Below are 14,999 nucleotides of genomic sequence, written 5' to 3' on the forward strand. Positions count from 1 at the left end.
CGCTGTGGAAAGTGACAACATGAACACCCAGACGCGTGAAACCACCAGCATGTCCGCCGCGCAGGACAAAGCAGAAACGCTGATCGAGGCCCTGCCCTGGATCCAGCGGTTCGCCGGTACCACGATGGTGATCAAGTACGGCGGCAACGCCATGGTCAACGACGAGCTCCGCCGAGCCTTCGCCGAGGACATCGTCTTCCTCCACCATGTGGGCATCCACCCCGTGGTGGTGCACGGCGGCGGCCCGCAGATCAACTCCATGCTGGGCCGGCTGGGCATAGAGTCCGAGTTCAAGGGCGGCCTGCGCGTCACCACCCCTGAGGCTATGGACGTGGTCCGCATGGTCCTCACCGGCCAGGTGGGACGCGAGCTGGTGGGCCTGATCAACTCCCACGGACCCTACGCCGTCGGCATGTCCGGGGAAGACGGCGGCCTGCTCCGTGCCGTCCGTACCGGGACCGTGGTGGACGGCGAGGACGTTGACCTTGGGCTGGTGGGCGAGGTGGTGGGCGTGGACCCCACCGGCATCGTTGACATCCTCGCCGCCGGCCGCATTCCCGTGATTTCCACGGTGGCCCCGGAAATTGTCGACGGCGGCGACGGCGTGGTGGGGACCGCGAGGTTCCAGCCCACAGGCCAGGTCCTGAACGTCAATGCGGACACCGCGGCGGCGGCGGTCGCCTCGGCGCTGGGCGCGTCCAAGCTGGTGATCCTGACCGACGTCGAAGGCCTCTACGCCAACTGGCCGGACAAGTCCTCCCTGATCTCCTCGCTCACGGCGTCGGAGCTGCGGGACATGCTGCCCAGGCTGGAATCGGGCATGATCCCGAAGATGGCGGCCTGCCTCAAGGCTGTCGACGAAGGCGTGGAACGCGCACACATCGTGGACGGGCGCCTGCCCCACTCCATGCTTCTTGAAACATTTACGACGGCGGGCATCGGCACCCAGGTAGTCCCGGACGAGGAGATCAACGGATGAACACGATGGAAGAGTCATCAGTAAATGAGCTGGTGGAAACCACCGGCCACGCCGGTTCCGAGTGGCTGTCCCGCTACTCCAGCTCGCTGATGAACGTGTTCGGCACGCCGCAGCGCGTCCTGGTCCGCGGCGCGGGCTGCCTGGTGTGGGACGCCGACGGCAAGGAATACCTGGACCTCCTCGGCGGCATAGCCGTCAACGCCCTGGGCCACGCCCACCCCTTCGTGACCTCCGTGATCGCGAGCCAGCTGGCCACCCTGGGCCACGTGTCAAACTTCTTCACCAGCCCCACCCAGGTGGCGCTGGCTGAGAAACTCCTGGAACTTGCCCACGCACCGGCCGGCTCCAAGGTCTTCTTCAGCAACTCCGGCACCGAAGCGAACGAGGCCGCCTTCAAGCTGGCGCGCCGCAACTCCGGCGACGGCCCGGTGAAGCGGACCAGGATCATCGCCCTCGAAGGGGCCTTCCACGGCCGGACCATGGGCGCGCTGGCGTTGACGGCCAAGGAAGCCTACCGTGCACCCTTCGAACCGCTGCCCGGCGGCGTGGTGCACATCCCGTTCGGTGACATCGCCGCCCTGGAGGCAGCCGTGGACGACACCGTCGCCGCCGTGTTCCTGGAACCCATCCAGGGCGAGGCAGGCGTCCGTCCGCTGCCGCCCGGCTACCTGAAGGCAGCGCGGGAAGCCACCAGCAACGTGGGCGCCCTGCTCATCCTGGACGAGGTCCAGACCGGCATCGGCCGGACCGGCAAGTGGTTCGCCAGCGAGGACGCAGGGATCGTCCCGGACGCCATCACGCTGGCCAAGGGGCTGGGCGGCGGCTTCCCCATCGGTGCCATGATCACCTTTGGTGAGCAGACGTCGTCGTTGCTGTCCGCCGGCCAGCACGGCACCACCTTCGGCGGAAACCCGGTGGCCACCGCGGCGGCCCTGGCCACCCTGCATGCCCTGGAAAGCCAAAACGTGCTGGCCAACGCCGCCGCCGTGGGGGAGCACCTGCGTTCCGCGCTGGCTGCCATAGCCGGCGTCACCGAGGTCCGGGGCGAGGGACTGCTGATCGGCTTCGACCTTGACGCCGACGTCGCGCCCGCCGTCGTGCAGGCCGGCCTGGATGCCGGCTTCATCGTCAACAGCCCGGGCCCGCGCACCATTCGCCTGGCCCCGCCGCTGATCCTCACCACGGCACAGGCCGATACCTTCCTCTCCGCTTTCCCGGCAATCCTCCAAGCAGCTAAGGACGCCCAGTGACAACCGCAACCCGGCACTTCCTCAAGGACACCGACCTCAGCCCCGCCGAGCAGGCAGAAGTGCTGGAACTTGCCGCCCGCATGAAGGCCGCCCCCTACAGCGTCCAGCCCTACGCTGCGGAAGGCAGCGGCCGCAGGACCGTGGCCGTGATCTTCGACAAGACCTCCACCCGGACCCGCGTCTCCTTCGCCACCGGCGTTGCCGACATGGGCGGCAACGCCCTCATCATCAACCCCGGCGAAGCCCAGATCGGGCACAAGGAGTCCGTGGAGGACACCGCCAAGGTCCTGGAACGCATGGTGTCCACCATCGTGTGGCGCACCGGTGCCCATTCCGGCCTCGTGGCCATGGCGGAGAATTCCAGGGTGCCGGTGATCAACGCCCTGTGCGATGACTACCACCCCTGCCAGCTCCTGGCCGACCTGCTCGCCGTCAAGGAACACAAGGGCGAACTCAAGGGACTCACCATGAGCTACCTGGGCGACGCCGCGAACAACATGGCCAACTCCTACCTGCTGGCCGGCGTCACGGCCGGCATGCACGTCCGCATCGCCGGGCCGGAAGGCTACCTGCCGGCCGCGGAGATCGTTGCGGCAGCCGAGGAGCGGGCGGCGGAAACCGGCGGCTCCGTGCTCATCACCACCGATGCCAAGGAAGCGCTGCAGGGGGCAGACGTCGTGGCCACCGACACCTGGGTGTCCATGGGCCAGGAGGCCGAAAAGGAAGCCCGGATGCAGCTGTTCCGGGAGTACTCAGTGGACTCCGGTGCCATGGCACTTGCTGCGGATGACGCCGTCGTGCTTCACTGCCTGCCCGCGTACCGTGGCTACGAGATCTCCGCAGACGTCATCGATGGGCCGCAGTCCATCGTCTGGGACGAGGCCGAAAACCGGCTGCACGCGCAGAAGGCACTGATGGCCTGGCTGATGCACCGCTCCGGCCTGGCCTTCGTGGACGGCCTTTCCCCCGTTGAAGGTACAGGGGAGAGCACGTTCTAGTGTCCGCCCAGCCGTCCTCCCCGGGCACCAGCCCCGCCACCAAGACCGCCCGGCAGGCGCGCATCACCGCCATCCTCACCGGGCAGTCCGTGCGTTCCCAGGCGGAGCTCGCGGCGTTGCTGGCGGACGACGGCGTGCAGGTCACCCAGGCCACGCTGTCCCGCGACCTCGTGGAACTGGGCGCCGTCCGCGTCCGCGGGAAGGAGGGCGTCCTGGTCTACGCCGTCCCCGGCGAAGGCGGCGAACGGGGCGCCAAGAGCGGCGTCACCCAGGAGATCCTGGATGCCCGGCTCGCCCGGCTGTGCAGCGAACTGCTGGTCACCGCCGAGGCGTCCGCCAACATCGCAGTCCTGCGGACCCCGCCCGGTGCCGCCAACTTCCTGGCCCTGGCCATCGACCACTCGGTGATGCCGTCCATCCTGGGCACCATCGCCGGTGACGATACCGTCCTGCTGGTCTCCCGTGACCCGCTGGGCGGCCCGGACCTCGCCGCCCGCTTCCTGCAACTCGCCGAGGAAGCCGGGCAATAAGCTTGAAGACAACAAACCAACCAACCCCAACAAGGAGCATTTAAAGTGACTGAACGCATTGTGCTGGCCTACTCCGGCGGCCTGGACACGTCCGTCGCCATCGGCTGGATCGGTGAAGCCACCGGTGCCGAGGTCATCGCCGTGGCGGTCGACGTCGGACAGGGCGGCGAATCGCTCGAAACCATCCGCCAGCGCGCCCTGGGCTGCGGCGCCGTGGAGGCCTACGTGGCCGACGCATCGGACGAGTTCGCCAACGAATACTGCGTGCCCACCCTGAAGGCCAACGCCCTCTACCAGGGCCACTACCCGCTGGTCTCCGCCATCTCCCGCCCGGTCATCGTCAAGCACCTGGTCAAGGCAGCCCGCGAATTCGGAGCCACCACCGTTGCGCACGGCTGCACCGGCAAGGGCAACGACCAGGTCCGCTTCGAAGTGGGCATCCAGACCCTGGGCCCGGACCTGAAGTGCATCGCACCGGTCCGCGACCTCGCCCTGACCCGCGACAAGGCCATCGCCTTCGCCGAGGAAAAGGGACTGCCCATCGAGACCACCAAGAAGAACCCGTACTCCATCGACCAGAACGTCTGGGGACGCGCAGTGGAAACCGGTTACCTCGAGGACATCTGGAACGCCCCCACCAAGGACATCTACGACTACACCGCCACCCCGGAGTTCCCGCCGGCGCCGGACGAGGTCACCATCTCCTTCGAAGCCGGCGTTCCCGTCGCGATCGATGGCGTCAAGGTCACCCCGCTGCAGGCCATCAAGGAACTGAACCGCCGCGCCGGAGCGCAGGGCGTGGGCCGCATCGACGTCGTCGAAGACCGCCTGGTGGGCATCAAGTCCCGCGAAATCTACGAAGCCCCGGGCGCCATGGCGCTGATCACCGCGCACAAGCACCTCGAAGACATCACCGTGGAGCGCGAGCAGGCCCGCTTCAAGGCCACCGTCGGCCAGCGCTGGGCAGAGCTGGTCTACGACGGCCAGTGGTTCTCCCCGCTCAAGCGCTCCCTGGATGCCTTTATCGAGGACACCCAGAAGTACGTCACCGGCGACATCCGCATGACCCTGCACGGTGGCCAGGCCATCGTCAACGGGCGCCGCTCCGACACCTCGCTGTACGACTTCTCGCTGGCCACCTACGACACCGGCGACACCTTCGACCAGTCCCAGGCCAAGGGCTTCATCGAGCTGTGGGGCATGTCCGCCAAGGTCGCCTCCGGCCGCGACATCCGCGTCGCAGGGAAGTAGCCCGCGTGGCTGAGCAAAAAACGGAGGCAACCAACGCAGGTGCCCTGTGGGGCGGCCGGTTCGCCGGCGGCCCCGCAGACGCCCTCGCCGCGCTGAGCAAGTCCACCCACTTCGACTGGCGGCTGGCGCGCTACGACATCGCCGGCTCCAAGGCGCACGCCCGCGTGCTGCACAAGGCCGGCCTGCTGGACGACGCCGAGCTGGAAGGCATGCTCGCCGCCCTGACGCAGCTGGACGAGGACGTGGCCTCAGGTGCGTACCTGCCGGCGGAATCCGATGAGGACGTACATGGTTCGCTGGAACGCGGCCTGATCGAGCGTGCCGGCGCCCAGCTGGGCGGCAAGCTCCGCGCCGGCCGGTCCCGCAACGACCAGGTGGCAACCCTGGGCCGGATGTTCCTGCGCGACCACGCGCGGATCATCGCCCGCGGTGTCCTGGCTACCGTGGACGCGCTCGTGGAGCAGGCCAAGGCGCACCACGGCGTGGCCATGCCGGGCCGCACCCACCTGCAGCACGCCCAGCCCGTCCTGCTCAGCCACCACCTCCTGGCCCACGCCTGGGCGCTGCTGCGCGACGTGCAGCGGCTGCAGGACTGGGACAAGCGGGCAGGTGTTTCGCCCTACGGTTCCGGCGCGTTGGCCGGATCCTCGCTTGGCCTGGACCCCGAAGCGGTGGCCGCGGACCTGGGGTTCTTCTCCGCCGTGCACAACTCGATCGACGGTACCGCTTCCCGCGACGTCTTCGCCGAGTTCGCGTGGGTCTGCTCGATGATCGGCGTGGACCTGTCCCGCATCTCCGAGGAAGTCATCTTCTGGGCCACCAAGGAGTTCTCCTTCGTCACGCTGGATGATTCGTACTCCACGGGTTCCTCGATCATGCCCCAGAAGAAGAACCCGGATGTGGCAGAGCTGGCCCGCGGCAAGGCAGGGCGCCTGATCGGCAACCTCACCGGGCTGCTGGCCACGCTCAAGGGCCTGCCGCTCGCGTACAACCGCGACCTGCAGGAGGACAAGGAACCGGTATTCGACGCCGCCGATACCCTGGAGCTGCTGCTCCCGGCTGTGTCCGGCATGATCGCCACTTTGAAGTTCAACACCGAACGGATGGAATCGCTGGCACCGCAGGGCTTCGCCCTGGCGACGGACATCGCCGAGTGGCTGGTCCGCCAGGGCGTGCCGTTCCGTGAGGCCCACGAGCTGTCCGGCGCGGCCGTCAAGCAGGCGGAGTCCCGCGGCGTTGAGCTGTGGGACCTGACGGACGAAGAGTACGCGGCGATCTCGGAGCACCTCACTCCGGAGGTCCGCACCGTCCTCTCCACCGAGGGCTCGCTCAACAGCCGCAACTCCCAGGGCGGAACCGCGCCGGCCGCCGTCGAACGCCAGTTGGCTGCGCTGGAAGCTGAACTGGGCCGGGTTCGCGAGTACGCCGGCTAAACGCCCGCTCACTTCCTGCGCTTTTCGGGCCAACGCCCGCTCACTTTCTTCAGGACAGTGAGCGGGCGTTGGCGTTTTAGGTGTAGAGCGTGAGCGGGCGTTGCCAATTGCCCTGCAATATCTGAGCGGGCGTTGGGGGACGAGGGCGGTTGACGCGCCGCTAGGCTGGCTTCATGAGCGAGACCTTCCGCAAGTTCCTTCGCACCCTGCCCGATTTCCCGTCCAACCTTCCCGGCTTCGACCCGGAGAACGCACCGCCGGACCCTGCATTGCTCTTCAAGCAGTGGCTGGACGAGGCGCTGGACGCGGGGGAGCAGCAACCGCACGCTTTCAGCCTGGCCACGGTGGGCGCAGGGTCCGACGGCGGCCCGCAACCGTCCTCCCGGATGCTGATCCTGAAGGACATCGACGACGACGGCTGGCACTTCGCCACGTCCCGCACCTCCCGCAAGGGCCGGGAACTGGCGGCGTCACCTCGCGCGGCAATGAACTTTTACTGGCCGGGCCTGGGCCGGCAGGTCCGGGTGGCGGGCACCGTGGTTGAGCTTTCCGCTGAGGCCTCCGCCGTCGACTGGCAGGAGCGGCCCCGGGCGGACGGCAGCGACAACCCGCACTGGCAGCTCTACGCCCTGCAGCCCACCGAACTCGAGTTCTGGCAGGCCAGCAACGACGGCCGGCACGTGCGCCACCGTGTGGGCCCGCACGGCAGTCCGCTGGACAAATCGCTCGGCTAGGCTGGCCGCATGACCTCACCTTCCCCTGCCGACCTGCTCTCCGGAATCCACCAAGCCGCCGACGCCGTCACCTCCGACGTCTCCAAGCTCACCGACGAGGACGTGAAGGCTCCGTCCGCCCTGCCCGGCTGGACGCGCGGGCACGTCCTGGCGCACGTGGCCGGAATCTCCAATGCCATGGCGCGCCAACTTGAGTACGCCGCGCGGGGAGAAACCATTGAGCTGTACGACGGCGGGATGGATGGCCGGAACAGGGCCATCGACATGGCTGCCGGCCACGATGCCGCCACCCACCGGGAAGATGTGTCCGCCGGCCTCAAACGTGCACTGCGGGCGTTTGATGCACTGCCCGGCGTCAAGGATTCGTCCGCTAACCAAACCGGCTGGTGGGCGCCCATTTCCTTCAGGCGGGGGGTGGTCCTGGACGGCGGGCTGGCGCTGTGGCGCGAACTGGTCATCCATAACGCCGACCTGTTGACGGGCCGGGGACCGGAGACCTGGAGCCGGCCGTTCTGTGAGCACCTGTTCGACTTCCTGGCCGCCCGCGTGCCTCCGGAAGAGAAACTGTTGCTGCAGCCGCTTGGCCTGCCTCCGGTGAGCATCGGCAGCGGCACCCGCTCTACGGTAGTCAGCGGCATGGTGACCGACATTGCCGCGTGGCTCGCCGGGCGGCAGCCGTCGCTGGACAGCCTGCGGGCCACGGCCGCCGGGGACGGCACCGACCTCCCCGGCCTCCTGCCCTGGCCCTCGGCGATGCCTGACCCGAAGTAGGCGTGGTCAGGCGGCCTCGCGGGCCAGCAGGCTTTCCTTGATGCGCAGGCCCCAGCGGAAACCGCCCAGCGAGCCGTCGGTCCGGATGACGCGGTGGCAGGGAACGAACAGGGCAGCCGCGTTGAACGCGCAGGCGCTCGCGGCGGCCCGCACAGCGCGCGGATTGCCGGCAAGGGCCGCGTACTCGGTGTAGGTGACGGGAGAGCCCGGTTTGACCTGCCGCAGTACATCCCAGGCATGGGCGCGGAACGGGCCGGACTGCTGGTGGACCGGCACCATCATGGCCGGTGCGGGGTCGCCGGCATAGAAGGCGTCGACGGCGGAGGAGATCCCGCCCAGGTCCGCCACCTCTTCCACGGCGTCAGGCCGCAGGGCAGGATGGACCTGCCCGGTCAGCTCCGACAGGCCGGCGGTCCAGCCCGATGCAAGGACCACGCCATCCCGGGCGAGGATGGTGAACGGTCCGTCCGGCGTGGACAGCTGGAGCAGTTGCGCTTTCATGGCATCCCTTTCGCGGGAATGGTGGTAATTGTGGCGGGCCGCGCCGCGGCACGCCACAGGTGCATCGTGGCGTAGGAGCGCCACGGGCTTGTCTCCCGGAAGTCCGGACTCAGGGCGTTGTTCCCATTATCGACGGCGCGGATCCCGTTCCGCACCGCGGCGTCGTTGTCAAGGAAGATGTCCGGGGCGCCCAGGACCCGCATGGCCACGTACCCCACCGTCCAGGGCCCGACGCCGGGAAGCGGCAGGAGCGCCGCGGTCAGGCTTGGGAGATTGTCGCCGTAGCCGAACGCCAGCTGTCCCGACGCCATGGCATCCGCAGCGTGCAGCAGCGACTCGGTCCTCCGCCGTGGACCGCGCAGCAGATGTCCCGCCCCCGCGATTTCGGCCGGAGTGGGAAACAGCCGGTCCAGGCCGTCGCCGGGTGCACTGCTGGGACTGCCGGCCGCTGACAGTTGGGTCAGTGCGGTCCTGGCAGCCGCAACCGTGATCTGCTGGCCCACCATGGCCCGGATCAGCAGCTCCTGCGGATCCACCGCCCCCGGCATCCGCATCCCGCGGGCGCCGGCAACGGAGGCGGCAAGCCGGGGATCCGCCTCCAGGGCGCCGTCAATCGCTTCCGGGTCCGCGTCGAGGTCGAACAGCCTGCGCACCCGGCTGAGCAGCGCCGGAAGGTCGCGAAGGTCCACCGCGCCTACGGTGAGGGTCAGCGGCCGTTCCCGGGACCCGCCGTCGTACTCCACCCGGAACCGCGCGTCGCCGTGGGGGAGCCGCAGCGTCCGGGTATAGGACGTCGGCGTCCCTTCCTCGACTCCCGGGATGGCACGGACCGCCAGGAAGGAGAAGATGCCCGGGTCGAAAGGCCGGCGGTAGGGCAGGCCCAAGGTCAGGGCCGTGGTGCCGCCGCCGGGCGCCGGGTGCCGGACCGTCCTCCGCAGTGCAGTGGGAGTCATGCCGAACACCTCGGCGATGGTCTCGTTGAACTGCCTGACGCTGCTGAAGCCTGCCGCAAAGGCAACGTCGGCGAGCTTCATCGATGTGGAAACCAGCAGGGTGCGCGCGGTCTGTGCCCTTGCGGCACGGGCCAGCGACAGGGGGCCGGCGCCCAGCTCCTGGCCCAGGATCCGGTTCAGCTGGCGCGGTGAATACCCCAGCCGGGCGGCAAGGCCCGCCACCCCATCGCGGTTGATGACGCCGTCGTTGATCAGGCGCATCGCGCGGCCCGCGACGTCCTGCCGTACGTTCCAGGCCGGAGTTCCCGGCACCGCCTCCGGCAGGCAGCGCTTGCAGGCGCGGTAGCCTGCCTCGTGTGCCGCGACGGACGTCTCGTAGAACGTCACGTTGGCGGCTTTGGGGGTCCGGGCCGGGCACGAGGGGCGGCAGTAGATCCCGGTGCTGCGGACGGCGGTGAAGAACTGGCCGTCGAACCGGGGGTCGCGGGCGTCGATTGCCCGGTAGCGCTGCCAGAAGTCCACGCCTCCATCCTGCCAGCCGCCTGGCCACTGCTACTAGCGGGAATCGGACATCGCCGTGGGCACGGGAAAATCCTCGCAGGCCCCGTTTCAGGAGCGGATGAAACCCGCAGCATCCGGGTAAGGTCAAGCAATGAACCAAAGCACTGGGGCGATGGGACCACTGCGGGAATTCCTGTCCGCAGACGCCCGTGAGCTCGCACCGCAGCTGCTGGGTGCCGTGCTCACGCATGAATCCCGCGACGGCGCCGTGTCCGTCCGGCTCACCGAGATAGAGGCCTATATGGGGCCCGAGGACTCGCTGCACCCGGACCCCGGCTCGCACACCTACCGCGGCCCCACGCCGCGCAACGCACCCATGTTCGGCCCCGCCGGCCACCTTTACGTCTACTTCACCTACGGGATGCACCACTGCACCAACATCGTGTGCGGTCCGGCCGGCGTCGCGTCCGCCCTGCTCCTCCGGGCAGGGGAAATCGTGGACGGGCTGGAGCTGGCCCAGCGGCGCCGGCCGACGTCGAAAACTGTTTCCGACCTGGCCAGCGGTCCGGCCCGCCTCGCCAAAGCACTGGGATTGACGACGGCGGACAGTGGCCGCGACGCACTGGCCCCGCCTTTTGGACTGGAGCTTCCCTCCGCTCCCGCAGGGCGGGTCAGTTCCGGTCCCCGGGTGGGCGTGGCCGGCGCCGGAGGCTCGGATGAATACGCGTGGCGGTTCTGGCTCGCCGACGACCCTACCGTCTCCAAATACAAGGCAGCGAAGCCGCGGACCCGGACGCAGGCACCGGGTCCGCCGCTGGGTGCAAGGTTTGACCAGCGTTAACGGAAATGGTTGTAGAATGGACGGTCTGTCTTTTGCGATAGGGGAACGTTGATGCTCGACTCCGAATTGGCCCACGAACGGGAGTATGTAGCCGGCCTGTATGCCCGGCTGGAGGAACTCCGGGAGGAAAAGCGCCGCCAGCTGGCGCAAGTCCGTCGTGCCGGAGCCGTGGGCACCATGCAGAACGTTTCGGAACGTGACGCCTTCGCTGCGCTGTATGAGGACCGCCTGGCGCAGCTGGACGCGGTGGATGACCGCCTGGTATTTGGCCGCCTGGACCTGGACTCCGGCGAAGCACAGTACATCGGCCGCATCGGCCTCACCACCGAGGAACTGCAGCGGCTCATGGTGGACTGGCGTGCCCCTGAGGCCGGGCACTTCTACCAGGCCACGGCCTTTGACCGGCAGGGCGTGCGCCGCCGCCGGCACCTGATCCTGCAGGGACGTGAAGTCAAAGCCATCGAGGACGACGTCCTGGACGCCGGGATGCTGACCGATGACGAATCGCTCCAGGGTGAAGGCGCCCTCCTGGCTGCCCTTAACTCCAAGCGGACCGGCCGCATGTCGGACATCGTCAGCACCATCCAGTCGGAGCAGGACCGGATCATCCGCTCCTCCATCTCCGGTGCCGTCGTGGTCCAGGGCGGCCCCGGCACGGGCAAAACGGCCGTGGCCCTGCACCGCGCCGCCTACCTCCTCTACACCCACCGTGACCGCCTCAAGAGTGCGGGTGTGCTGCTGGTGGGGCCGTCGTCGTCGTTCATGAAATACATCGAACGGGTGCTGCCCTCCCTGGGAGAGACCGGCGTCGTCATGGCCAGCCTGGGCCGCCTGATGCCCGGCATCAACGCCGTCCCCGAAACCGACGCCGATGTCGCCGCCATCAAGGGACGCCTGGACATGGCAGCCATCGTGGCCAACGCCGTGTCCAACCGCATGCGCGTCCCCGCCCAGAACCGCATCCTTGAGGTCGACGGCCGCAAGCTCACCCTCACACCCCGGCAGGTGCGCCGGGCGCGGGAACGTGCCCGCGCCACCGGAAAGCCGTACAACGAGGCGCGCGTGACGTTCGTGAAGATCCTGCTGCGGGAACTGACGGAACAGATGACTGAACTCGTCGAGGCCGGAAACATCGGCAACAACGCGGACCGCTCGTACCTTGCCGAGGACGTCCGGACCGCCCGCGACGTGCGCATCGCGCTGAACCTGTGCTGGATGCCCATGACGCCGGAAAAGCTGATCTCGGACCTCTTCAGCAAGCCCGAGGTGCTGGAGTTCTGCACCCCCCACCTGACGCCAGCGGAACGGGCGCTGCTGCAGCGCCCGGCGGATGCCCCATGGACCGAGTCGGATGTCCCGTTGCTGGATGAGGCGGCCGAACTGCTCGGTGAGCTCGACCCGGCGGCAGGCCGCGGGTTGGCGCAGCAGGAGCACGACCGTGCCCGGGACCTGGCAAACGCGAAGCAGACCCTGGTCAATATGGAAGCGGCCGGCGTTGATCCGCTGATGTCCGCCGAAGAACTGGCCGAGCAGAACCGGGAGCAGGAAGGCCGGCAGACCGCGGCCGAACGCGCAACGAGCGACCGCACCTGGGCGTTCGGGCACATTGTGGTGGATGAGGCACAGGAGCTCTCGCCCATGCAGTGGCGGCTGCTGGTGCGCCGCTGCCCGCTGAAGTCCTTCACAATCGTGGGTGACATCGCGCAGACCAGTTCTGTGGCCGGCGCCAATTCCTGGCAGGGGGCGCTGGCTCCGATGTTCGGTGACCGCTGGCAGCTGGAGGAGTTGACGGTCAACTACCGCACGCCGTCCCAGATTGCCGAGGCAGCTGTCCGGATGGCCAACGCTGCGGGCCTTGTGGTCTCCGCGCCCAAGGCCGTCCGCGAGGGACGCTGGGACCCCATCATCGATGAGGTTTCCGCAGGCGCCGTGGTGGACCGGCTTGTGGAGGTCCTCCCTGAGGAGCTTGCCGCGCTCGATGGCGGCCTGCTCGCCGTGATCGCCGACGGTGACCTCCTGCCCCAGGCAACGGCAGCCCTGCGCGCCGCCTATGGGCGGCGGATCGGCACCGGAGCCGGCAGCTATGAGCAGGACATCGTGGTCATCAGCCCGCGGGAGGCAAAGGGACTGGAGTTTGATGGTGTCGTGGTCCTGGAACCGTCAGTAATGCTGAACCACGAGCACGGCAAGGTGGGGGATCTTTACGTGGCCATGACCCGCGCCACGCAGCGGCTGCGGCTGATCGCGGCGCTGCCCGTGCCCGCCGGGATTGCCGGCTGACAGGGCAATCGGCGTTCCTGCTAACTTAGGAAGCGTGCCAGAACTGAACAACCTCGAACCGCAGCGCAACGACCCCACTTTCGCCAACATTTGGCAGGAACTGAAGTGGCGTGGGCTGGTCCATGTCTCCACCGACGAAGCAGAGCTCGAAAAGCTCCTTGCCAACGGGCCGGTCACGTACTATTGCGGCTTCGACCCCACCGCCCCGAGCCTGCACCTGGGCAACCTGGTCCAGCTGCTGGTCATGCGGCGGCTCCAGCTGGCAGGACACAAGCCGCTGGGGCTGGTGGGCGGCTCCACCGGCATGATCGGGGACCCGCGTCCGACGGCGGAACGCACCTTGAACACCAAGGACACGGTTGCGGAGTGGGTTGGCTACCTCCAGGCCCAGGTTCGCCGCTTCCTCAGCTTCGACGGGGAGAACGCCGCCCGGATCGTCAACAACCTGGACTGGACGGCGCCGCTGAGCGCAATCGACTTCCTGCGTGAAGTTGGCAAGCACTTCCGCGTGGGCACCATGCTGCGCAAGGACGCCGTCGCATCCCGCCTGAACTCCGATGAAGGCATCAGCTACACCGAGTTCAGCTACCAAATCCTGCAGGGCATGGACTACCTGCAGCTCTTCCGCGACTACGGCTGCGTACTGCAGACCGGCGGTTCGGACCAGTGGGGCAACCTCACCAGCGGTACGGAACTGATCCGCAAGGTGGAGGGCAAGAGCGTCCACGCCCTTGGGACGCCGCTGATCACCAATTCGGACGGAACCAAGTTCGGTAAGAGTGAGGGCAACGCCATCTGGCTTGATGCCGGCATGTGCAGCCCGTACGCGTTCTACCAGTTCTGGCTCAATACCGCCGACGCCGACGTGGTGGACCGGCTCAAGGTGTTCACCTTCCTGACGCGCGCCGAGATCGAAGAGATTGCCGTATCAGTGGCAGAGCGTCCTTTCGCCCGGGAGGGGCAGCGGAAGCTCGCCTTCGAAGTCACGTCATTGGTGCATGGTGTTGAGGCCACGGAGAAAGTGATTGCAGCCTCGGCAGCCTTGTTTGGGAATGGGGACCTCACCGCACTTGACAAGGCAACCCTGCAGGCGGCCACGTCCGAACTTCCCTCCACCACGGTGCAGGTGGATGGGATGGGGATTGTGGACCTGCTGGTGGCGTCCGGTCTTTCCGAAAGCAAGTCCGCCGCGCGGCGGACGGTAGGGGAGGGGGGCGCCTACGTGAACAACGAGAAGGTGTCTGATCCCGAGGCCGTGATCTCAGAGTCGGAGCTCCTGCACGGCCAGTACCTGCTGCTGCGCAGGGGCAAGAAGAACCTTGCCACTGTTGAAGTCCTGGTTCCCTAGCACCTTCCGATCCTGCATGCACGCCCTTCGGCAGCCGATTTGCACGGCTGCTGGGGGGCGTGTATTGTTTTCTGAGTCGCCGCCGCTGAGTGGTGACAAACCCCCAACTAATGAGAAGCAATTCTTGGCCCGCATCGCGTGGATCTGAAAAATTGCTTCGTATTTTGCTGGGCGGATTCATCCCACCGCGTGAATTCCGGGAAAAACCCGGATTTGCAAAAGTGAATATGGATGAAATAAGATAAAAACATCGCAGCGAAGAAATACGGAATAGAAATTCTTTAGAATTGCTTCCGGGAATATTCGAATGTGTCTGTTGTTTGAGAACTCAATAGTGTGCCAAGTTTGTTGATACCGATTATGTATGTAATTGGTTGATTGTGCTGTGCCGCCACCCCGTGGTGTGCATGGTGTTTTTAGCTGGTTTCAAATTTTGTGCAGCTTTTGCCGCCGTTATTTCCGGTGGTTTTGGTTGTGTCTGTTTGTTTTCAACGGAGAGTTTGATCCTGGCTCAGGATGAACGCTGGCGGCGTGCTTAACACATGCAAGTCGAACGATGATGCCCACTTGTGGGTGGATTAGTGGCGAACGGGTGAGTAACACGTGAGTAACCTGCCCTTGACTCCTGT

Annotated in this window: 13 protein-coding genes and 1 rRNA gene; 12 read left to right on the forward strand and 2 right to left on the reverse strand. The window is 67.2% G+C overall.

Features of this window, described 5'->3' with window-relative positions; genetic code table 11:
* The first annotated feature begins 19 nt into the window (after window positions 1–19).
* The 8 genes from argB to J7I84_RS04915 all read left to right on the forward strand — a co-directional run bounded on the left by argB (window position 20) and on the right by J7I84_RS04915 (window position 7,946).
* Window positions 20–979 (forward strand): acetylglutamate kinase, encoded by a 960-nt coding sequence (gene argB, locus J7I84_RS04880; RefSeq protein WP_214941284.1) that lies wholly within the window; start codon window positions 20–22, stop codon window positions 977–979.
* Window positions 976–2,229 (forward strand): acetylornithine transaminase, encoded by a 1,254-nt coding sequence (locus J7I84_RS04885; RefSeq protein WP_214941286.1) that lies wholly within the window; start codon window positions 976–978, stop codon window positions 2,227–2,229. The genes argB and J7I84_RS04885 overlap by 4 nt, the downstream gene beginning before the upstream one ends.
* Window positions 2,226–3,227, forward strand: coding sequence for an ornithine carbamoyltransferase (gene argF, locus J7I84_RS04890; RefSeq protein WP_214941288.1), 1,002 nt, complete (start codon window positions 2,226–2,228; stop codon window positions 3,225–3,227). The genes J7I84_RS04885 and argF overlap by 4 nt, the downstream gene beginning before the upstream one ends.
* Window positions 3,227–3,757, forward strand: coding sequence for an arginine repressor (locus J7I84_RS04895; RefSeq protein ID WP_159632296.1), 531 nt, complete (start codon window positions 3,227–3,229; stop codon window positions 3,755–3,757). The genes argF and J7I84_RS04895 overlap by 1 nt, the downstream gene beginning before the upstream one ends.
* A gap of 45 nt (window positions 3,758–3,802) precedes the next feature.
* Window positions 3,803–5,008, forward strand: a complete 1,206-nt coding sequence (locus J7I84_RS04900) for an argininosuccinate synthase (RefSeq protein ID WP_214941290.1) — start codon at window positions 3,803–3,805, stop codon at window positions 5,006–5,008.
* A 5-nt stretch (window positions 5,009–5,013) separates the two neighbouring features.
* A complete protein-coding gene (gene argH, locus J7I84_RS04905; protein WP_214941292.1) occupies window positions 5,014–6,441 on the forward strand; it encodes an argininosuccinate lyase in 1,428 nt (475 codons plus the stop codon).
* 173 nt (window positions 6,442–6,614) lie between these two features.
* Window positions 6,615–7,175, forward strand: a complete 561-nt coding sequence (locus J7I84_RS04910; protein WP_214941294.1) for a pyridoxal 5'-phosphate synthase — start codon at window positions 6,615–6,617, stop codon at window positions 7,173–7,175.
* Between the two features lie 9 nt (window positions 7,176–7,184).
* The gene (locus J7I84_RS04915; protein ID WP_214941296.1) at window positions 7,185–7,946 is read left to right on the forward strand and encodes a maleylpyruvate isomerase family mycothiol-dependent enzyme; all 762 of its coding nucleotides are present in this window, start codon (window positions 7,185–7,187) and stop codon (window positions 7,944–7,946) included.
* Window positions 7,947–7,952: 6 nt separating this feature from the next.
* Here J7I84_RS04915 and J7I84_RS04920 read toward each other — a convergent pair whose 3' ends face one another.
* Both J7I84_RS04920 and J7I84_RS04925 read right to left on the reverse strand, forming a co-directional pair.
* The gene (locus J7I84_RS04920) at window positions 7,953–8,447 is read right to left on the reverse strand and encodes a methylated-DNA--[protein]-cysteine S-methyltransferase (RefSeq protein WP_214941298.1); all 495 of its coding nucleotides are present in this window, start codon (window positions 8,445–8,447) and stop codon (window positions 7,953–7,955) included.
* Window positions 8,444–9,922 (reverse strand): AlkA N-terminal domain-containing protein, encoded by a 1,479-nt coding sequence (locus tag J7I84_RS04925; protein WP_214941300.1) that lies wholly within the window; start codon window positions 9,920–9,922, stop codon window positions 8,444–8,446. The genes J7I84_RS04920 and J7I84_RS04925 overlap by 4 nt, the downstream gene beginning before the upstream one ends.
* 130 nt (window positions 9,923–10,052) lie before the next feature.
* Here J7I84_RS04925 and J7I84_RS04930 point away from each other — a divergent pair, with 130 nt between their 5' ends.
* The 4 genes from J7I84_RS04930 to J7I84_RS04945 form a co-directional block, all read left to right on the forward strand.
* Window positions 10,053–10,742, forward strand: a complete 690-nt coding sequence (locus J7I84_RS04930) for a DNA-3-methyladenine glycosylase (protein ID WP_214941302.1) — start codon at window positions 10,053–10,055, stop codon at window positions 10,740–10,742.
* 51 nt (window positions 10,743–10,793) lie between these two features.
* Window positions 10,794–13,022 (forward strand): AAA family ATPase, encoded by a 2,229-nt coding sequence (locus tag J7I84_RS04935; RefSeq protein WP_214941305.1) that lies wholly within the window; start codon window positions 10,794–10,796, stop codon window positions 13,020–13,022.
* Between the two features lie 34 nt (window positions 13,023–13,056).
* Entirely contained in the window at window positions 13,057–14,370 is a 1,314-nt protein-coding gene (gene tyrS / locus J7I84_RS04940) for a tyrosine--tRNA ligase (protein WP_214941308.1), read from the forward strand.
* A 488-nt stretch (window positions 14,371–14,858) separates the two neighbouring features.
* Window positions 14,859–14,999 (forward strand): 16S ribosomal RNA (locus J7I84_RS04945); the annotation flags it as partial.

This window comes from Arthrobacter sp. ISL-85, assembly GCF_018613675.1.
Taxonomy (GTDB): domain Bacteria; phylum Actinomycetota; class Actinomycetes; order Actinomycetales; family Micrococcaceae; genus Arthrobacter.